This is a genomic window from Sphingobacterium sp. E70 (genome assembly GCF_019285695.1).
GTDB lineage: Bacteria > Bacteroidota > Bacteroidia > Sphingobacteriales > Sphingobacteriaceae > Sphingobacterium > Sphingobacterium detergens.
The window spans coordinates 6,089,004-6,107,813 of record NZ_CP079104.1; the positions used below are offsets into that span (position 1 = coordinate 6,089,004).

The 18,810-nt window shown below is 41.6% G+C and carries 18 protein-coding genes and 4 pseudogenes; 10 read left to right on the forward strand and 12 right to left on the reverse strand.

The window, feature by feature from the left end; all coding sequences use genetic code 11:
- Positions 1-329: 329 nt before the first annotated feature.
- The 3 genes from KUH03_RS43630 to KUH03_RS43640 all read left to right on the forward strand — a co-directional run bounded on the left by KUH03_RS43630 (position 330) and on the right by KUH03_RS43640 (position 2,073).
- Complete coding sequence (locus tag KUH03_RS43630) at positions 330-1,121, forward strand: M12 family metallopeptidase (RefSeq protein WP_257090802.1); 792 nt, start codon at positions 330-332, stop codon at positions 1,119-1,121.
- Positions 1,122-1,354: 233 nt separating this feature from the next.
- Entirely contained in the window at positions 1,355-1,657 is a 303-nt protein-coding gene (locus KUH03_RS43635) for a hypothetical protein (protein WP_257090803.1), read from the forward strand.
- Complete coding sequence (locus KUH03_RS43640) at positions 1,642-2,073, forward strand: hypothetical protein (protein ID WP_257090804.1); 432 nt, start codon at positions 1,642-1,644, stop codon at positions 2,071-2,073. The genes KUH03_RS43635 and KUH03_RS43640 overlap by 16 nt, the downstream gene beginning before the upstream one ends.
- 98 nt (positions 2,074-2,171) lie before the next feature.
- Here the strand turns inward: KUH03_RS43640 and KUH03_RS43645 are convergent, their stop codons facing one another.
- From KUH03_RS43645 to KUH03_RS43660, 8 genes and pseudogenes are all read right to left on the reverse strand, one after another.
- A complete protein-coding gene (locus tag KUH03_RS43645; RefSeq protein WP_257090805.1) occupies positions 2,172-3,179 on the reverse strand; it encodes an efflux RND transporter periplasmic adaptor subunit in 1,008 nt (335 codons plus the stop codon).
- 111 nt (positions 3,180-3,290) lie between these two features.
- Positions 3,291-3,656: a TolC family protein gene (locus tag KUH03_RS47610; RefSeq protein WP_306429348.1), complete on the reverse strand. Its 366-nt coding sequence runs from the start codon at positions 3,654-3,656 to the stop codon at positions 3,291-3,293.
- A complete protein-coding gene (locus KUH03_RS47615) occupies positions 3,598-4,434 on the reverse strand; it encodes a TolC family protein (protein ID WP_373564911.1) in 837 nt (278 codons plus the stop codon). The genes KUH03_RS47610 and KUH03_RS47615 overlap by 59 nt, the downstream gene beginning before the upstream one ends.
- Positions 4,435-4,626: 192 nt before the next feature.
- Positions 4,627-5,105: pseudogene (locus KUH03_RS47620) on the reverse strand (efflux RND transporter permease subunit); the annotation flags it as partial.
- Between the two features lie 35 nt (positions 5,106-5,140).
- Positions 5,141-5,490: pseudogene (locus KUH03_RS50080) on the reverse strand (efflux RND transporter permease subunit).
- 14 nt (positions 5,491-5,504) lie between these two features.
- Positions 5,505-7,660 (reverse strand): annotated as a pseudogene (locus tag KUH03_RS47640) (efflux RND transporter permease subunit).
- 111 nt (positions 7,661-7,771) lie between these two features.
- The gene (locus tag KUH03_RS43655; RefSeq protein ID WP_257090806.1) at positions 7,772-8,095 is read right to left on the reverse strand and encodes a hypothetical protein; all 324 of its coding nucleotides are present in this window, start codon (positions 8,093-8,095) and stop codon (positions 7,772-7,774) included.
- Between the two features lie 125 nt (positions 8,096-8,220).
- Positions 8,221-9,693, reverse strand: a complete 1,473-nt coding sequence (locus KUH03_RS43660) for a DUF3472 domain-containing protein (RefSeq protein WP_257090807.1) — start codon at positions 9,691-9,693, stop codon at positions 8,221-8,223.
- A 241-nt stretch (positions 9,694-9,934) separates the two neighbouring features.
- Here KUH03_RS43660 and KUH03_RS43665 point away from each other — a divergent pair, with 241 nt between their 5' ends.
- From KUH03_RS43665 to KUH03_RS43685, 4 genes are all read left to right on the forward strand, one after another.
- On the forward strand, positions 9,935-10,378 hold the full coding sequence (locus KUH03_RS43665; protein ID WP_257090808.1) for a GNAT family N-acetyltransferase: 444 nt from the start codon (positions 9,935-9,937) through the stop codon (positions 10,376-10,378).
- 25 nt (positions 10,379-10,403) lie between these two features.
- A complete protein-coding gene (locus KUH03_RS43670) occupies positions 10,404-11,234 on the forward strand; it encodes an arylamine N-acetyltransferase (protein WP_257090809.1) in 831 nt (276 codons plus the stop codon).
- 190 nt (positions 11,235-11,424) lie between these two features.
- On the forward strand, positions 11,425-12,204 hold the full coding sequence (locus KUH03_RS47645) for a TonB-dependent receptor plug domain-containing protein (RefSeq protein ID WP_306429355.1): 780 nt from the start codon (positions 11,425-11,427) through the stop codon (positions 12,202-12,204).
- Positions 12,205-12,341: 137 nt separating this feature from the next.
- Positions 12,342-13,736, forward strand: coding sequence for a TonB-dependent receptor (locus KUH03_RS43685; protein ID WP_257090810.1), 1,395 nt, complete (start codon positions 12,342-12,344; stop codon positions 13,734-13,736).
- A gap of 518 nt (positions 13,737-14,254) precedes the next feature.
- Here the strand turns inward: KUH03_RS43685 and KUH03_RS43690 are convergent.
- Both KUH03_RS43690 and KUH03_RS43695 read right to left on the reverse strand, forming a co-directional pair.
- On the reverse strand, positions 14,255-14,470 hold the full coding sequence (locus tag KUH03_RS43690; RefSeq protein WP_257090811.1) for a PepSY domain-containing protein: 216 nt from the start codon (positions 14,468-14,470) through the stop codon (positions 14,255-14,257).
- Positions 14,467-14,823: pseudogene (locus KUH03_RS43695) on the reverse strand (PepSY domain-containing protein); the annotation flags it as partial. The pseudogene KUH03_RS43695 and the gene KUH03_RS43690, both read right to left, overlap by 4 nt.
- Before the next feature lie 366 nt (positions 14,824-15,189).
- Here KUH03_RS43695 and KUH03_RS43700 point away from each other — a divergent pair.
- The 3 genes from KUH03_RS43700 (at position 15,190) to KUH03_RS43710 (ending at position 16,534) form a co-directional block, all read left to right on the forward strand.
- Positions 15,190-15,753, forward strand: coding sequence for a hypothetical protein (locus KUH03_RS43700; protein WP_257090812.1), 564 nt, complete (start codon positions 15,190-15,192; stop codon positions 15,751-15,753).
- Between the two features lie 200 nt (positions 15,754-15,953).
- Positions 15,954-16,301, forward strand: coding sequence for a hypothetical protein (locus KUH03_RS43705; RefSeq protein ID WP_257090813.1), 348 nt, complete (start codon positions 15,954-15,956; stop codon positions 16,299-16,301).
- A gap of 32 nt (positions 16,302-16,333) precedes the next feature.
- The gene (locus KUH03_RS43710; protein WP_257090814.1) at positions 16,334-16,534 is read left to right on the forward strand and encodes a hypothetical protein; all 201 of its coding nucleotides are present in this window, start codon (positions 16,334-16,336) and stop codon (positions 16,532-16,534) included.
- 387 nt (positions 16,535-16,921) lie between these two features.
- Here KUH03_RS43710 and KUH03_RS43715 read toward each other — a convergent pair whose 3' ends face one another.
- Both KUH03_RS43715 and KUH03_RS43720 read right to left on the reverse strand, forming a co-directional pair.
- Complete coding sequence (locus KUH03_RS43715) at positions 16,922-17,620, reverse strand: RagB/SusD family nutrient uptake outer membrane protein (protein WP_257090815.1); 699 nt, start codon at positions 17,618-17,620, stop codon at positions 16,922-16,924.
- Positions 17,586-18,584 carry a RagB/SusD family nutrient uptake outer membrane protein gene (locus tag KUH03_RS43720; protein ID WP_257090816.1) on the reverse strand — a complete coding sequence of 333 codons (999 nt, stop codon included), beginning with the start codon at positions 18,582-18,584 and terminating at the stop codon, positions 17,586-17,588. The genes KUH03_RS43715 and KUH03_RS43720 overlap by 35 nt, the downstream gene beginning before the upstream one ends.
- Between the last annotated feature and the right edge of the window lie 226 nt (positions 18,585-18,810).

An 18,810-nucleotide genomic window follows, 5' to 3' on the forward strand; every position in this document is an offset into this window, starting at 1 on the left:
TATCTATGATTAGAAAACGTTTAAGAAAACAAATTGTTGTAGAATACATTAAATATTTTTACAATGTTATTAATATTACCTTCGAACAAGCATTGTTAGCCGATTGGTGAGGGACTGTAAGGAAACAATACACAGTAACTAAACTTAATTTATTTTTTATCAAAAATACTATTGTTTCAATAAAATATATTTTTTAGATTTGATTTAATGTAACATCAGTGTTACATTTTTGGTTGTTAGTTTTTCATGTGGCCACGTTGTAAGCTGACTTAAATTATGATTGATTAAAAAATTAAACGTATGGAATTAAGAAAAAAATCCTATTTGGATTGATCATTTCCGCTTCGGCTACGCTCGTAGCTTGCAACAAAAACGCAGACAGTACAGAAGCCCCACAAGATTCTGAAGAACTGAAACCTGTTTCAAAAGCTGACATACCAGCCGGCTTTAAAGATGCACATGTCTGTAAAGACGTCTATTTGCCTGGTGGTACAGATCCTAGAGGCGCGGTGATCAGCGCAAAAAAATGGACCAATGGTAGTGTTATCACCGTACGCCTGTATGGTGGATCGACCAAAGTGCGCCAAAAAGTAATGCAATACGCCAATGAATGGTCCAAGTACGCCAATATTACCTTTCGTTTTGTCACCAGTGGTAACGCACAGTTAAGAGTTACCTTCACGGATGGTGCTGGGTCTTACTCGTATATTGGTACTGACGCATTGCGTATCGCTTCGAATGAGGAAACCATGAATTTTGGCTGGTTTGATGACAATACACCAGATTCCGAATTTAGCCGGACGGTAATCCATGAATTTGGTCATGCACTCGGTATGATCCACGAACATCAGCATCCTTTGGCGGCTATTCCATGGGATAAAGACAAGGTATATACCTATTACGCGGGATATCCAAATTATTGGAGTAAAAGTGATGTTGATAATAATCTGTTTGCAAAATATGCAACAACACAGACCCAGTACAGCAGCTATGACAAGAATTCTATTATGCACTATTCTATCAGCAGCGCGTTGACAACCAATGGTTTTAGTGTTGGCAACAATACGGTATTATCCGCAACAGATAAGTCCTTTATTGCACAGGTCTATCCTAAAAATTAATTATTAAGCTGATCTTTTCATACACCCCAGTAGATCGGGGTGTATGATCTTTTTGTGTATGAAAAAATATCTTGCCCTCTTTTGTTCCAGCTTGTTTGCATTTGCAGTCTTTGCGCAAGAAAAAAGCCTAAATTCGCGATAACTCCTGTTATTGGCTGGAATCAGGAAAAATTGGACTGGAATATTGCGGGTGATGAAAATGGACAAAATCCCAATATATTATCCGAACTTAAATGGCGGAAACTCAGGGACCTGAAATAGGACTTTCCTCAACGGTAGCGCTATCTTCGGTTTTACATGCCGACGTTTCCTTTAGTCACTTTTGGATCAGCCAAGGTACCGTCAATGATGCTGATTATGCAAGCGATAATAGAGCTGTAAAAACAGCAGATTATGATTTTAAGGCCAATCGAGGTCAATCAAGCAATATCCGGGCGGAAATTTTTACACAATCCGGACAACTGAAAAGTTCGCATTTGCAGCACATACCGGCTATTTTGGTCGCTATCAAACCTTGTATATGCTGGATGGCGTGACGCCGCTTGTCGAAGGCAAAGAATTGAAAAGCACCTATAAACCCCGATGGCATGGTCTTATTTTGGGATTAAAGACTGATTATCATACTGATCACTGGAGTCTGCGGCTTGATGTCAGCGGCCTATATTTTCCCCGTTATGTAGCAAATGCCAATTGGAACCTGCAGGAGGATTTTAACCATCCCATTAGCTTTACCCATAAAGCAAAAGGTCTGGGCTGGGAAGCGAACTTCCGGCTGGAGCGCCAGGTTGCCAAAACAATTTTCCCTTTTGTACAGATCGGTTATACAGGCCTGAAGACTGGAACAGGTACGGACCAACTGTTTAAGATCGATGGTACCAGCACGATAAGCCAGTTAAATGCTGTTCAATCTTCGAGTTTTAGGTTGGGATTGGGTGTTAGCATTAAGCTTTAAGAAAACCATAAGCGGGCAGCCTATCTTACGATAGACCACCCGCTTATATTTATTCATTCAGAAGATATGGTCCTATTCTTCCTTATTTTGTGCTTTCATTAAAAGTGCGAAGGCATTTTTAAGACTAGTGCGGTATCTGCGTTGATCTCTTGCGAAATAATCTGTTGTTTCCCTTTGTCTTGTATACCAAGTTTTACTTCATTCATCTGGAATACTCCTGAACGGCGCTGAACAAAGACAAAATATTTATTCTGCCAACGGACGACAGCGTCTTCGGGCACAACTAAAGCAGTGGTATTGTCTACATTCAGATCTGCGTTCATAAACATTCCTGGGGTCAATATAGATTCAGATTGCTGAAAACGGCACAGGACTTCCGCCATTCTATTTTCGTCAAAAGTACGGTTGACCAAAAAAACGGCTGCTGCAATTTTCTTTGTTACATCAGAATTGGTATAGGCAGCAACTGTACTTCCGATTTTTATTTTTGGAAGATCTTTTTCGAAAACTTTAAGCGAAAGATACATATCCGATGGATTGACAATCTCAAATAGAATATCTGTAGGCGCGGTGTATTTACCCACAGTAATATTGACTTTCGTAATAAAACCATTGGTCGGCGAAATGATAGGAACCTCTTTTTTTATGTTTGCCGTGGTCAGTTTTTGTGGAGCAATTCCAATCAGACGAAGCTTTTCGGCTAATGAACTAATGAGTATTCGTTCACGATCCATTTCAGCTTTGGCCTGTTGAAATACTTTGTCACTGCTAGCCTTGCTTTGATTCAGTTCGTACTGCCTTTTGTATTCTGTCTCGGCTAGCGCATAATTTGTCTGGGCCGTCAAATAATCCTGTTGAAGTTGGATAAATTGGATGTCTTCAATGGTTGCTAGTACCTGACCTTTTCGAACGGGTTTTCCGGGGAGCATGGTGGTGGACCTGATATAACCGCCAATTGGAAAGCTTAAACTCACGGTATGCTCTGGTGCCACGGCCACATTACCCTGGAGGGTAATTTTACCACTGATACGCTCCTCTGTCGGTGATCCAACGACGATACCGGCTGCGGAAAGCTGTTTTGGATCCAATTGGACATTTTCATCCACATGAGAAGAATCCGCTACAACTGTTGTTGTTTTGTTTTCGCTTTTTCTCCCCGTGTACAGGAAAGACTGCAGAAAAGGAGGAAACTCCCGTATATTATTGTGCTTATCGATTTATTCATTGTATAATTTGCTTAGTTGGATGGCTGCCTGATTGTAACTGTTTAAGGTGTTCATATATTCACTTTGTATGTTGATGGCTTGATTGACAAGAATGACCCATTGTAGGTAATCTATTTCACCATTAACAAATTGCTGATCGGCGGTGACAAAAATTGTTTCGGCATGCTTTAATCCCTGACTCTCATAGTAGTGGAGCACTTTTTCAAATTTTTGGACTTGTTCCTGCGCGTTATCACGCTCTGTTTTGAGCTCGTTTTTAACATAAGCGAGTTCTTTCAACTGGCTTTGCCAGGAGAGTTTAGCGGCATTTATTCGATTGGATTGGGCACCAAAAAAGAGGTACGCTGATGCCGGCACTGAAATAGCCCAAGCGATCGGATGAGCGGTACATAACCTCTTGGCCGTTAATAGTCTGCGGCCCCTTTAACGTTTGGCTATTATATCCCAGGGTAATCTCAGGAAGAAGTTTGGCGCGCTCCAGTTGCCACTGTTGCTGTGCAGCTTCAGTCTGAAGCTGCGCAATCCGGTAAAATGGAAGTGCTTCCATCAGTCCGGTCGAGTCCGCCTTGAGGAGCGAAGTCCATTGATACTTGACGGTTTCGGATGCCGGAACATAGCGAATACTATCTTGTAATAGAAAATTAAAGCGATTCAGCGTCATGTTCATATCTTTTTGGAGCAAACTCAATTGATTGTTAATCTCCTGCCGCTGTGTCTTTGCTGCTGTCTGCTCCAATATATTCGCAGCCCCGGCTTCAAAGCGTTTGCTCGTTTTGGCTTCAAAGAGACGATATAGGCTGTCTGCGTGTAGTAAGAGCTCCTTGCGCTTGTCCATCACCAAATAATCAAAGTAAAGCCTTTTAACGGCCGTACGAATCTCGAGTATATTGATTTTAGTTGCTTCTCGTGCAATGGAAAGATCATTTTGCAGAAGGGCTGTCTGTCTCTTGTACACTACGGGAAAGCTCAGCATCTGGCTAACACCAACGCGATTGTCCTGATAAGTACTGTTTACATGGCCATAATCGCCAGAGATTTCTAATTTTGACGGATCAAACCCTGTTTTTGCTAATTTCTCTTTGGACTGTTCAGCGAGCCGAAGCTGCTGTATACGATAGCTATTGTGCGCTGTCATCTGTAGTGCATTTGCTAAAGATATAGGATGGATAGTGGTCGCTGTCTGTGCAGAAAGATTGGACAGTGGTAGGAAAAAACAGATCAATAGGACAGGGGTGATAACTTTTGCCTTTATTATATTTTTCTTATTAAAAAGTAAGTACAAAGCGGGCAATACAAATAGCGTCAGGAAGGTTGCGGAAATCAGGCCACCGATAACGACCGTTGCCAGTGGGCGTTGCACTTCAGCTCCCGCACCATTGCTTAATGCCATGGGTAAGAACCTAAAGATGCGACTGCGGCAGTCATCAGTACTGGCCGAAGTCGATTTCGGGTACCCATCAGAATCAGTTCCTTCATATCTGTAACCACAGCTTCCTTTTTTATCCTGTTGAATTCGGAAATCAACACGATTCCATTCAAAACTGCGACGCCAAATAGTGCAATAAAACCTACACCTGCGGAGATACTAAAAGGCATTCCACGAATTGCTAGAGCAAAAATACCACCGATGGCAGAAAGTGGGATCGCGGTGTAGATAAGTGCGCCGTCTTTTAGGGAAGAGAACGCAAAATAGAGCATTCCAAAGATTAAAAGCAATGCAACGGGTACAGCAACACTCAGGCGGGACTTGGCCTGTTGAAGATTTTCAAATGTTCCGCCATAAGTCAGGGTGTATCCGCTATCCATTTTGAGCTTTGTGTTGACTTTCTTTTCCAGTTCATCTACAATACTCTGAACATCACGCCCCTAACATTGAATCCGACGATAATGCGGCGGCGGGCATTTTCGCGCTGGATCTGATTGGGGCCTTCAACTTCGTCAATATGAGCGAGCTGATTAAGCGGAATTTGTATTCCCTTTGGCGTGGTGATCTGTAGATTTCTGACATCTTCAATGTTGCGACGCCCTTCATCGCCAACACGTATCACAAGATCAAAGCTTTTTCGCCTTCATAAATCTTGCCTGCAGCAGCGCCAGCAAAAGCTGCATTGACGGTACGATTAATTGTGGCGATATCTAGACCATATTTTGCAATTTCATCCCGGTTGTAGTCAATCACGATCTGCGGCATTCCAATAACGGATTCTACATACAAATCTGCTGTTCCATTGACAGATTTGGCGATCTCTCAAGCTTTTCAGCATAGCTGGCCAGCTTATCCAGATCTTCACCGTAAATCTTACAGACCACATCTTGTTTTGCACCTGTCATCAGTTCATTAAAACGCATCTGCACGGGAAATTGAAATCCCGTTGTAATTCCCGGCATCACTTCCTGCGCCGTAGCTGACATCTTGCTGGCGAGTTCTGGAAATGATGTAGCATTCGTCCATTCGGACTTCGGTTTGAGCACAATGATCATATCACCACCTTCAATAGGCATGGGATCGGTAGGTATCTCTGCACTCCCGATCCTAGATACAATCTTTTCAACTTCGGGATAACGGTTTTTAGGGCCACAGAAACCCGGTCGATGGCATTGATCGTGGTCGATAAGTTTGTGCCAACAAGTAAGCGAGTCTCTACAGCAAAATCTCCCTCCTCCAATTGTGGAATAAATTCACCGCCCATTTTCGAAAAAACAAGGATTGAAATCGCAAAAAGTGAGATGGTAATCGCAATGAGTATTTTACGAACGGCTAATGCCCGGATTAGTGCGCGTTGGTAAATTTTTTCCAAACCAGCCATGACTCTATCTGAGAAATTAGGTTGATGATTGAGTTTTTTGCTCACAAAGATTGCACTGATCATGGGCACATACGTCAACGATAGGATAAAGGCGCCTAGAATAGCGAAAGCAACCGTCTGAGCCATTGGTTTAAACATCTTGCCTTCAATTCCGGTAAGCGAAAGAATAGGGAGGTAGACGATCAGGATAATGATTTGTCCGAAAACAGCAGCATTCATCATGCGGGCAGCAGAAGAAGTTACTTCCTGATCCATTTGCTGCTGGGATAAACGATCCACATGATGATACTTTTTGGAGAAATGAATATGATGTAAAATAGCCTCTACAATAATTACGGCTCCATCGACGATCAAACCAAAATCTAAAGCGCCTAAACTCATCAAATTGCCACTGACGCCAAATAAATTCATCATACTGATGGCAAAGAGTAAAGATAACGGAATGACTGAGGCCACGATAAGTCCGGCGCGGAGATTACCCAAAAATAGAACAAGGACCAATATAACAATAAGCGCACCTTCAAGCAGGTTATGTTCAACGGTTCCAATAGCATTGTTTACCATTTTTGTCCGGTCGAGGAAAGGTTCGATAACAATACCTTTGGGCAGATTTTTCTGAATTTGATCGATCTTATCTTTTACAACTTTAATAACATCCGATGAGTTGCCTCCCTTGAGCATCATGACGATACCGCCGCAGACCTCACCTTGACCGGCCATGGTCAGCGCTCCATAACGGATCGCCGATCCGAGCTTGACATCGGCAACATGACTTATCAATACCGGAATGCCGGCATTATCTTTAACAACGATTTTATTGATATCGGCAATGGACTTGGTCAAACCAACACTCCGTATATAAAGCACAGCCGGACCTTTTTCGATATAAGCTCCACCCGTATTCTGATTATTATTTTCCAAGGCAGCAAATACTTCGCTGATGCTAATATTCATTGCTTTTAACTTAGCGGGGTTGACGGCAACCTCATATTGCTTGAGCTCCCCACCAAAAGTCGCGACATCAGCTACACCAGGGGTGCCGAGGAGCTGTCTCCGAACGGTCCAGTCCTGGATTGTCCGTAGATCAGCCAGAGTATATTTTTGTTCGTATCCTTGTTGAGGTTTAAGAACATATTGATAAATTTCCCCCAGGCCAGTAGTGACGGGAGCCAGCATTGGGGCACTCGCATTTTCGTTGATTTCAATTTGCGAAAGACGTTCGCTGACCTGTTGTCGCGCCCAGTACACATCGGTACCATCTTCAAAGACAATGGTAATTAATGATAGACCGAACCTTGACATACTTCTGCTTTCCTTAATTTCGGGAATATTGCTGACAGCCAATTCTACGGGGAAAGTGATGAGGCGTTCCACATCTTCAGCACCAAGCGAAGGAGCTGTTGTGATGACCTGAACTTGATTATTGGTAATATCTGGTACTGCATCAATGGGCAACTTGGTCATTTGGTAGATGCCATAGCTGACCCATAGCACTATAAATAGACCAATCGCCAGTTTGTTTTGAACTGAAAACTGTATTATTCTATTAAGCATTCTAATAAAGTATAATGTATAAAATAGTCGTGCAAGCCTTGTTTTTGAACATAAAAAGGCCTACAACTTGAAAAAAATCAGGTTGTTTTGAACATACTGATTAGTTACAAATTATACTTGTGGAGGACGGAATAAGGCCGAGATATAGGATTGAGAATAATTATCAGGTTTAGCTAAGCCAAAGGCTTTAATGAAGGCTACTTGAGGTGGTTTAGAAAAATGGAGCTTATGATTTGATACAAATACAAATGAAAACGCTGTAAGATCGTATTTTTTGAATGGTAATTTCATATCCTCCTGCTCATCATTGTCAGGAAGATCCTGCCCCCAGTAATGCATAGAAAGAAATTCCATGAGCGATAATGGAGGACCTATTTCATTATGGATCGTAAAATGCTGATACAGCTTGGGCAATTTTGCCAGCTGGGATAGCATCGTCGATTCCCCGATAACCAAAAATAGAAATATGTAAAGAAATATTCTTTTCACGGCCATAAAAATACATCAGTTAAATCACTTTTACAATAAAATGCTGATTTAATAAATTTGGAAGTCGTCGATTAGGAATATCTGGCACCAATAAATCCAGTGCGCAAATAGCTACCTTCAAAAAGGGCTTCCGACATAATCGGAAGCCCTTTTTGAAGGCACGCAACATGCCCTGTCACAGCGCCGCTGTGGTTAGGCAGTGTCGTAAGATCTATCGCAGGTGCAGCATTTCCATTGGTTACCGTAAACAAGGTACCGGGGCTAACCACGGTATTGAAAAAGCCGCCATTTTTGAGGAAGAAGCTATTTCCATTGCTGCCGCCCATGGCATCGATGCGCTGGTTGCTGGAATAGGTTCCATCCACTGTAAATTTGGCCTGAACCACCGGCATCCAGGTGCCCGAAGCTGTCCGTACCCATTGATTTTTATAATCTGCCGAGCGTCCAAGGTAGCCGTTATCGGCGTTAAAGTTTTCAAGGAAGCTGTGGAAGTTGGTCAGATAAGTGGATATCTTGGGTCTTTTCCAGCTCGCCACCAGTACCCAGCTGTTGACCGAAGGATCATTAAACCAGGCGGTAAAATCAGTGGCACCATTTCCATCAGGCTCACCTTTAAGTAAGAATTTGTAGCTCTTACCACTTGTCCAGCTGTATTTCATGTAACTCTGTCCACCGGAACCCTCGCCGCCAAACTCGCCCGTCGTGGTGTTAGCTCCTTTGCGGTTGAGTGTAATACGATCTTCAACGGGTATTTCTGCTGGATTGTCCGTGCTGTAAGGACTCCATACTGAAAACAGGACACGGCGCTCCGTAGCCGAATTGACCTGCATGCCAAAATAGCCCTGGCCAAATCCATTGGCCATAAAATAGGAACCAATTTTATCTTCACCGGTAGGGACGTTGATTTCGCTATAATAATAGGAGACCTGCTGACTGGTCGGTACGGTGTAGCCTAAGTGACAGGAAGGTCCACGTCTTGACCAATAGTAGGTATTGTCGATATTATTGTCGCTGTAGATTGCGGTACCTGTTGTCGCTGATCCGCTCAAAATAAGATGGGAAACATCGGCAAAGTAACCGCCAGTTTTGGAAACACCCTGCAGGTCCATTTTGACATAACCGCCAGCATTGATTGTATAGTTACCGACGGTATAATCCTTTACCGTGCCGCCCTTGAGACTCAGCTGCTTGCTGACACCGTTGATGGTCAGCTTGACCACGCTGCTGTCACCATTGGGCAATACTTTCGCTCGGATTTTCACGCTTAATGTTACTCCCTGCGGCAATTTGACATAGGTGCTCACAATGCTATTGGCATTGGTCCAGTTGGCTAAGCCATTGCTATTGACAACTTCAGCTGCGCCGGAGGGTGCTGCAGTAACAAAGGCATTGCCACCTAGCGGAACTTCATAGCCGTTGGGACCTGGGGTCGCCGCCCGCAAGGACAGTTTTTCCTCGGCCTCTGATTTAACAATAGTCTTCTGACAGGAAACAAAACAGATCAGTGCCGCACCGAGAAGTGCCGCGAATTTAATTTTTCTCATAATTTATCTTTAATTGTTTACTATTAATTTATCAAAAAACTTACATGTTACGAAAAGGAATTAAATGCAATCGATTGTGTTATTTACTTCTGTAACAAGCCCTACACTTTTGTAGCAATTTACAACAACCTGACATTTAATCCGATCCTCGAGCCGCCGATTTTAGTATATTGCATTAACCGTTTATTGCCCCAAATTTGAACAGGTATAATTACAATTAGCACAAACACAGCTCTTAGAAATGGAACTAAAAATCAGACAAGCACAGGAGAATGAAATCGATGTATTACTTGAATTTGAACAGGGAATTGTTGCAGCCGAGCGCCCCTATGACGAAACCTTAAAAGAAGGAGAATTTCATTATTATGATCTGCTGGAATTAATAAAATCAGCGGAAGCAGAGGTTCTGGTGGCTGCTATCGGCAATCAGATCGTCGGATCGGGTTATGCCAAAATAGTCGATGCCAAGCCTTATCAAAAGTATGCGAAATATGTCCATTTGGGATTTATGTATGTCAGGCCTGAATATCGCGGTCAGGGTATCAACAAATTAATTCTGGAGGCATTGACAAGCTGGGCAAAGGAACAAAAGATCTCCGAGGTCAGACTGCAGGTTTACGATCAGAACGAAAGTGCGAAAAAGCATACAGCAAAGCAGGGTTTAAGCCCAATTTATTGGAAATGAGAATAGAGATTTAATTTTTAAAATAATGGAAGACTCAACATTAAAAGGCTATCTGGAGCGAATAGCAATATCGGAAGGCATTTCTGGAGATCTAGAAACATTAAAAAAGCTTACGCAGGCGCATCCGAAGCATATTACTTTTGAAAACATAGATTCATTTACAGGCATTGTCCCAGCAATCGATACAGCGGATATTTTCCAGAAGCTGGTCACTGAAAAACGGGGTGGCTATTGTTACGAGCAGAATTCTTTATTCAAAGAAGTATTGCAAACGCTGGGATTTAATATGAAAATGCATCTGGCGCGAGTGTTGTGGAGCAGCAAAGATGGCTCAGAAACCGCACGTACACATATGCTGCTGACGACCGATATCGAAGGCAAGAAGTATCTAGTCGATGTGGGCTTTGGCTCAATGACACTGACAGCGCCGATCGTATTTAATTCGGAGCAGGAAACTCCAAACGGTCGATTTCGTCTGATCAGCCTGGACGATAATTTCTACCGGTTGGATGTGTTCAAAAATGAATGGCTCCCCATTTATAAGTTTACTTTAGAGGAAGTGCAGGTATCGGATGTGGATATGGCCAATTGGTATGTAGCGACCGGTCCCAGTTCAATGTTTAATAAGTTTCTAATGATCACCCGTGTTGATGAACATGCACGATACGCGCTTTTCAACAAGGAATTTAATATCCGCGATAATAAGGGTGGCAAGGAAAGCAGCGAAATCACCAACGAGAAGGAGCTACAGTCGGTTTTGATAAATTACTTTAAGTTAGATCTACCAGCTTCCATATTAACAACTACATATGCAAAACTTAACGAAGTCCAAAGTAGCTTTCAGGTTACACAATAAGGGATTTACTCAAAGGTTAAGCACGCAGCACGGACAATAGGGCTTGTCTGTGCTGCGTACACAATAATTGATAGCTTGGAAATATTTTTCCTGTACCTGTATTTAGATTTATTCAAAATAATGATATCTTTGGGCCGTTATTATTTTGAATTTAATTGGCACCATAATCATCTACAGACCGCTACAAGAAATGAAAGTTAATCCATCTAAGCTCACAATCGCATTATTATCTTGTTCTTTTTCCTTATCCCCATTCGTCTCCACAGGGTCAGTATTTAGCAGCAAAACTCCTTTACATAATTCGGTTTCCAAAACACAACAAAAGGGCTCGATTTTAGGTAGGGTAGTCGATGCGCAAGGTATGCCTTTGGCAAGTGTGCATGTTCAGCTACATGGTGCAAAGAGTACCAAGTCTGATAAAGACGGTTACTTCAGATTAACCGATATTGATTATGGTAAATACCGATTGACATTAAGTTCCGTCGGTTTTGGCAAGCTATCGCAAGATATTGAATTGCGCGAAGAGCAATATGATTTAGAGGCTTTTACGTTGACTGCTGAGCAACAGAGTTTGGATGAGGTTGTGGTTACAGCAAGTCGATTAGCGGAACATATTGATGAAGTGCCATCATCGATCACCTATATCGGTGGTAAGGCGCTCGATCAGCAGCGACAGATCAACGATAACCTGCCATCCATCTTGATGCAGAAGGTGCCCAGCATTTCACCCAGCGAGGAAAGTCAAAATAACTTTATAGCCAAAATTCGTGGGCGCAATTTTTTGGTATTGATTGACGGTATTCCACAATCTACTCCTTTACGTAATGGTGGGCGTGACTTGCGGACGATCGATGCCAGTGCAATCGATCACATCGAGGTTATTAATGGTGCTACAGCGATGTATGGTAATGGGGCTGCAGGAGGTGTGATAAACTACATTACCAAAAAGCCGCAGAAAGGTAAAAACTGAGTTCGTCAACCTATCTCAATAATTCGCTGAATCTGGTAAAACCGAGCGAAACTTATGGATACAATATTGCTCAGGTATTTTCAGGGCAGTTAGACAAATGGGATTATGTTATTCAAGGTAAAGCTGGGCGCACCGGTGTGGTTCGCAGCTCCGATGGGGCAGTTGCCAGTCCGTTTTATGGACTGGGTGAGACAGATTCTTATAATGTCCTCGCCAAAATTGGCTATCAACTAGCCCCTGATCATCATGTCGAATTTATGGGTAATTATTATCGTAGCTTACAGGATAGTAAATATGTCGGTACCAAAGGCGATTTTGACAAGTCACCAGCCATTGGCATGCCTTCTGATACCGTCATTAACGGTGGTACGCCCTATAACAAAGCATTTCATTTAAAGTATGATGGTCAATATGGAAAGACAGCCGCAAATTTGAGCTTGTACTATGAGGATATGAATACGGTCTTTGAAACTTACAATCAAAATTATTCTGACCACAAAGGAGCAAGGCTAAACTTTAATACACCTTTTCAGCTGGGTGCATCGACCAATATGTCCCTGATCTACGGTGCTGATTTTCTGAAGGATCATACCGTACAGAAAACTATGAAAGATGATCTGGTTACACCAGATATGAATATGAACAATGTGGCGTTCTACCTGCAGAGTAAATTGAACATTGGTACTGATTGGATTTTAAAAGGCGGGGTGCGCTATGAAAATATCCGGTTTAAGGTGGGTGATCTGACCAAAAATGGAAAGCTAACTGCTGGTGAAAATAATAATTCAGATGCTTTTGTCTTTAATATCGCCACGCGGTACAATAAATATAGTTATGCGCAACCTTTTGCTTCGTTCTCACAAGGATATTCCATCGGTGATGTCGGGCTTATTCTGCGTAATGGTGTGCCATTGAGCCAAATAGATCCTAAACCTGTGGTGGTCAATAATTTCGAACTGGGCGTAAATGGTAAGATGGATATATGGGACTACCAGGTGACGGGGTATTATAGCACGTCTAAGAAAGGAACCACTTTTGCGGAAACCTCTACACCGGGCAATTATGAACTGAGTCAAGTACCACAACACATTTATGGGATTGAGTTTGTTGGAAACATAAAGCCCGTTCGATGGTTGTCTTTAGGAACTGTGCTTGGTTATATGGATGGACGTCAGGATCTGAAAAATGAAGGCAACTACAAAGATAAATTAGACAACTCCATTATTTCTCCATTCAAGATTAATCTAAATGCCGATTTCAAGTTAACGGATCAATGGAATGTGTATTTGCAATACCTCCATTTGGGTGGCGGGACGTATTTCCTGCGGCAGAATATAATTATGGAAAATACCCGATTTCCGGTTATAATCTGGTTGATTTTCAAACGCGATACAAATATCAGAAATTCACCTTTTTATTCTCCATCAACAATTTATTCAATGCTGATTACTATCCCATCCATGCCGAAGTACGCGGTGCAACCAATGAAGGTCGTTATTATATCAAAGGGACTGGGACTATGGCAAATTTAGGGGTGCAGTTTGATCTCTAGGTCTACGCTTTTTTCTGGCTGTTGTCTTTTTACTTTTCTTATTGAGCCATATCCACAGACCGGTTATCGGGAGGGTGGCCGCAAGACTAACCGCCAGAAACACGATAATTTTGAAGGAAGGCCAAATACCGAACCAACGTGGATGGGCTTAACCATCTTTCGCATTTGCTCGGCCAAAGGCAACTTGTTCATGGGGGTGTTTTTAATCAGCTTTCCAGATCTGCTGTCGAAATAAGCCTGATTGATCTGCAACAGTGTGCCAGCAAAAGATTCTTTTGTCAATGAAAAGCTAGATTTCCCTGATCTGGAAATGTCATTAGTATATTTCCCGGATTAATATAAAGGTTGTTAATCTGCTGATACATCGTCTCAAGAGGCGAAAAGACAACAGGAATGTTCGTTGTTGGATTTTTCACCTTTCTTTTGTTATCTTGATATCTGCACCAAATAGTCTAAAAAACTGCTTATTGTACCAGTCAAAGCTCCAGGTTAAACCGGTTAGGGTAAAAATAAGAAGAAATAATGCCGCATAGAATCCCCCACAGCGTGAAAATCCCACACCTTTCTTTTGGTAGAAGCGGACATATTGATTTTAAGACGTTGCTTGAGCAGGAGTTTATTTTTGGGCCACCATAGGTAAATCCCACTTATCGCGAGAAATAGGGTCGCAATGGCCGAGATCCCCGTAATGGTAGCTCCAATTTTGTCAATCAAAAGAAACCGATGGATGTCCAATACTTTTTGAAAAAACGCTCCGCCTGTGCGCCTTTAGACAGGACTTCACCCGTATAAGGGTTGATATAGGCATACCAATATTTTTTTTTTTGAACCATATTGAACCCGATAACTCCTTGAGGGATCAGCGAAGATTTCCATACGAAAAAGCCTTTTATTCGGAAAAATATTTTTGCCTTTGATACAATCGCATCGATGGGTAAGCGATTTTCTAGGACAAAAACCCGCTGTTCTTTAGGCCATAGCAAAGGCGTCAGTTCTTTCTCAAAACTCAGGAGCATACCTGTAACACAAACGGTCAAAAAAATAAGACCAAAAAGTAATCCGATATAAAGATGTAATTGTTGAAATACTTTTTTAGACTATTTTTTTGGTCGTCTTATTTGCCATTGCTTTCGATAAAGTATGATGATGGGACAAAAGTACAGTATTATTAGTAATAATTCTAAACAAGAGAGATGAATTCCTATAAATACAGGGTTAACATAATCTATATCATTTATCTATTGTCCAACAACCGAATGCTGAAATCGGCATTGTAGATTTAGGGATCGAGAAAATGGTAGTAAAAACCATGATATAAGTGTTAGCGTTTCTTTCCAATTGTCCAACGAATCGTAATTTTCTATTCACGGATTTTAAATAGGAGGTCATGAATATTGTCGAATCCCTTATTTTTATTTCGAAAATTTATATAGATGAAAATAATTTGGACATGCATTCAATGGTTGGTGGTTGCCGCCTTTATCGTTGTGTTTGTTTTTGTAATCAACAGTTACCGTTATCTGCTCTATGCCTTGATATGTTCTTCTCTGCTCTATTTTCCATTGACAAAAATGATTGTCAGCAAATTAAGCAATCTAGATGGTAGCGAGAAGGTTCGATATGATGTCAACGGGAAACGTGTAACAATGCAAATGAGCAAGCTCACCGCATCCGTTATTTTGTTAATCGTTGTTTATAGTATAGTGATTAGTATCTTTTCCGTAAGTCCGTATTTGGAGCGGAAAGAATTTGTGCTGACGCATCCCAACTGGGTCGCAGTAACGCCTTCCATCCTAAACCTTACAGCTGACATTCAAGGCGGAAAGACTAAATACGCATATGTCGATTTGGAATATCAGTTTACGACCAATGGACGTTCGTATTCACAAAAAATAGATAAAGCAGAAAAATTGTATTCATTTTTCCCCATTATGGGGCAGCGGCGTTTTGAGGAAATGCGGATTGAATTGTTAAACAGAGCTACTCAAAAAAGGTAGCTAAAGAATACCTATTGTTTTATAACCCGAATGATCCTGAACAGCAAAAGTTTTTTCTGGCTAACGATAGCTTCTATCCACAGGGATCCTGGCTGTACAATATACTGTTTGTATTTTCTACAATACTTTCTGTTACTGTGGTCATGGCCTTGTTGTTTAGAAAAAATTAGCATTAGCAAGAAAAATCAAATCATCTAGCTATGAAAAAATACTTTATATTGCTCGCGGTTGTTTCGTTTATTCGGTGTAGTGGACAAAATAGGTCCGACACAAACGAGTTTGTAAACAGCTCGGATCTGAAAGGGGAAGTGTGGCATGCCGGTAAAAGTCGTGTATTCAATAAACGTGGTGGGATTATCTTTTCCAATGACGTCTATTTACATTTTCTGGACAAAGACAGTATTCAAATGACATACTCCCGGTATTCGCCAAGCATTGGTCTTCGTACCATGAAGACAAATGGAATTTACCGAGTCGATAGGAAAACGAAGTTTCTATTGTTTTCTCTGAACCAAAGGACACATTTGGACGTAGTCGACTTTCAATAGGTGGAAAAGATGTACAGTTTTCGCTATATGTAATGAGTTCTGTCAGAAGTCCTGATGAGCCAGCATTCGACATAACAACATTACCGCAAATTAAAACCTATCATTTTAAAATTAGCAACTATTTACCAAACGGCGATTTTATGGCGGAACTTACCTTATTAGACGACAAGCAAGTGGCCTATAATTTCGGAACTTACCTGTTTGACAATAATAAAGCGGCAAAGCAACAATAATCAAGGCGTCATTACCTTTTTTGTTTTGTTAGGCTCCTTTTAACATCCAGTGGACTGTATTGATGATTAAAAAAGCGCTTTCTGACAGGGAAACACTACCAAAACTAATGAAATGATCAAGATAAACCTAGCAGCCAAGCTAAATATCTAACGGTATAAAGATCCATAATTAGATCGCTATAATATTATTCAAATTATTCCATCACTAATTAAATTTATAACAACACAGAGCAGCATCTGCTGAGGTAATAAGCTATACTCGGGTCGATGGTCATTATTTGCTTCAATAGTAATGGATGTAGAATAAGTGAACATTACGATGATAAGGAAGAAAAAACGGGGCATTTGTCAACCAAATGCCCCGTGTAATGAAAGGTAGCTTGCTATTTATTCAATGTAGCCAGGATTTTGAACTAGCAATGGATTCTTTCGGATCTCATCCCGTGAAAGTGGTAAGAAATAAAGCTGATTTTTCCAGGCACGATCTTCTCTTGTATTAAATTCTTGAGGTGTATAGGTATAATCGTATATAGTTTCATCATATCTATAAGTGCCTGAGAGTGATTTTCCGGGTTTGAATGTCCCATTGACTTGGATGATCGTCACTTTACGGCCCAGCGTTTCGGCGGCAATCAACCAACGGCGCGCATCAAAAAAACGCTGTTGTTCGTAAGCCATTTCTATGCGGCGTTCATGTCGATATATTTCCCGCAACGTATTTTGATCCGTTGCAGTAATAGCAGGCATACCGACGCGGAATCGAATTTTATTTAACCAATCTTTGGCTGGCGCCGTTTCACCCAGTTCAATACATGCTTCAATGTAGTTAAACACCGCTTCGGTATATCTAAAATAGGGCCAAGGTACAAATTGTCTTCCTTGAGCATCGACAATATCAGGATCTGGATCAATAAACTTATGAATATAGTAACCTGTCCAGGTTCCATTATGTGGTTCTATTGAACTTTGCTTGGTATCAAGTCCAGAAACTTTAGTCAATTTCCCATCTATTATCAAATCGTAGGAACCGGTTTGGATCTGATTGGCCGGATCAAATCCATAACCCGATTTGTCTCTGGGTTTCAATCTGCACCATCGTAGAGAATGGAAGCATAAAAACGCGGATCCCTGTTTTTATAGGAGCAGATTTCTGTGCGGGATTGTTCCAGCTAAATTTGCTACCGTCCGCCATCTCATAATCATCCACCAACCACCCAATGGGCTGGTTACCACCCCAATTTCGGTAGCCATTTGGTCCATTATGCAGGCCCTGTGAGGAGCTACTTTCAATGATGAAATAACGTGCAAAAAGAAGATCAGTCGCAGCGGCAGGATCGATACCAGGAGCTTTACTTCCGCCACCCATGGCAATGCTTTTATAATTTGCCCGACCTTCGGCAGCAGATACTGGATCCGAAAGATTAAGTTTATATCCAGTTCCAGCATCTAATACAGCTTTAGCTGCGGCCTGCGCCAATTTATACCGTTCTTGCTGGGAACCACTCATATAACATAATAAAGGTAGTTTATCTTTTAAATCACTCAGGTCTGTAACTTTTGCTGTCAATTTCGCATTGTCATGTAGATCGCTTGCTGCGTAAAGGAGCATTCGGGATTTAAGTGCTAAAATGGCGAGGGCTGTGACACGTCCTTTATCCAATTTTTTACGTCCAAGTAGTCTGGAAGCTTCATCACAATCTTTGACAATCAGGTTGACACATTCTTCATAGCTGTTCCGTTTGATTTCATAAATGCTGGGATCCTCCGAATAGTCGTAACTGCTTGTTATGATCGGAACGCCACCATAATAACGGAGTAACTGATGATAACAATAAGCGCGAATAAAGTAAGCCTGTGCTAGGAGTTTATCTTTTGAATATTGATTGGAGATTCCATTTTTGCTTGCATCGGAAAGGCGTTCAATGGCAATATTGCTGAATCGAATGTAGACATACATCCGTTCCCACCATCTCGATGTGCCATCCCAGCCCAGTGTTGCCCCGTGATAGTTCCCATATTCAATAAACGGAAGGCATCGGAGTGATTCCAAATCGCTTCATCGGTAGCGGAGGCCTGCATCTGCTCTGTAAAACCAGAATTACTGGTTTCAAATGCATTGTAAATATCACTGACAAATTTTTCAGCCAGCACAGAGTCCTGCCATACTTTTTCATCCTGAAAGCGATCGCGGGGAGTAACATTCAGAAAGTCTTTTTACAGGATGTTGAAAGAAAGATCACCAATATCAGGATAGAAAAGAATTTATTTTTAATAAT

What these genes read in the sequence shown, in the direction of transcription:
- KUH03_RS43635 (WP_257090803.1), top strand. Translation starts at nt 1,355, where the DNA reads ATGGCGGAAACTCAGGGACCTGAAATAGGACTTTCCTCAACGGTAGCG.
- KUH03_RS43640 (WP_257090804.1), top strand. Translation starts at nt 1,642, where the DNA reads ATGCTGGATGGCGTGACGCCGCTTGTCGAAGGCAAAGAATTGAAAAGC.
- KUH03_RS47615 (WP_373564911.1), bottom strand. Translation starts at nt 4,434, where the DNA reads ATGACAGCGCACAATAGCTATCGTATACAGCAGCTTCGGCTCGCTGAA.
- KUH03_RS43655 (WP_257090806.1), bottom strand. Translation starts at nt 8,095, where the DNA reads ATGCTATCCCAGCTGGCAAAATTGCCCAAGCTGTATCAGCATTTTACG.
- KUH03_RS43660 (WP_257090807.1), bottom strand. Translation starts at nt 9,693, where the DNA reads ATGAGAAAAATTAAATTCGCGGCACTTCTCGGTGCGGCACTGATCTGT.
- KUH03_RS43665 (WP_257090808.1), top strand. Translation starts at nt 9,935, where the DNA reads ATGGAACTAAAAATCAGACAAGCACAGGAGAATGAAATCGATGTATTA.
- KUH03_RS43670 (WP_257090809.1), top strand. Translation starts at nt 10,404, where the DNA reads ATGGAAGACTCAACATTAAAAGGCTATCTGGAGCGAATAGCAATATCG.
- KUH03_RS47645 (WP_306429355.1), top strand. Translation starts at nt 11,425, where the DNA reads ATGAAAGTTAATCCATCTAAGCTCACAATCGCATTATTATCTTGTTCT.
- KUH03_RS43700 (WP_257090812.1), top strand. Translation starts at nt 15,190, where the DNA reads ATGAAAATAATTTGGACATGCATTCAATGGTTGGTGGTTGCCGCCTTT.
- KUH03_RS43705 (WP_257090813.1), top strand. Translation starts at nt 15,954, where the DNA reads ATGAAAAAATACTTTATATTGCTCGCGGTTGTTTCGTTTATTCGGTGT.
- KUH03_RS43710 (WP_257090814.1), top strand. Translation starts at nt 16,334, where the DNA reads ATGAGTTCTGTCAGAAGTCCTGATGAGCCAGCATTCGACATAACAACA.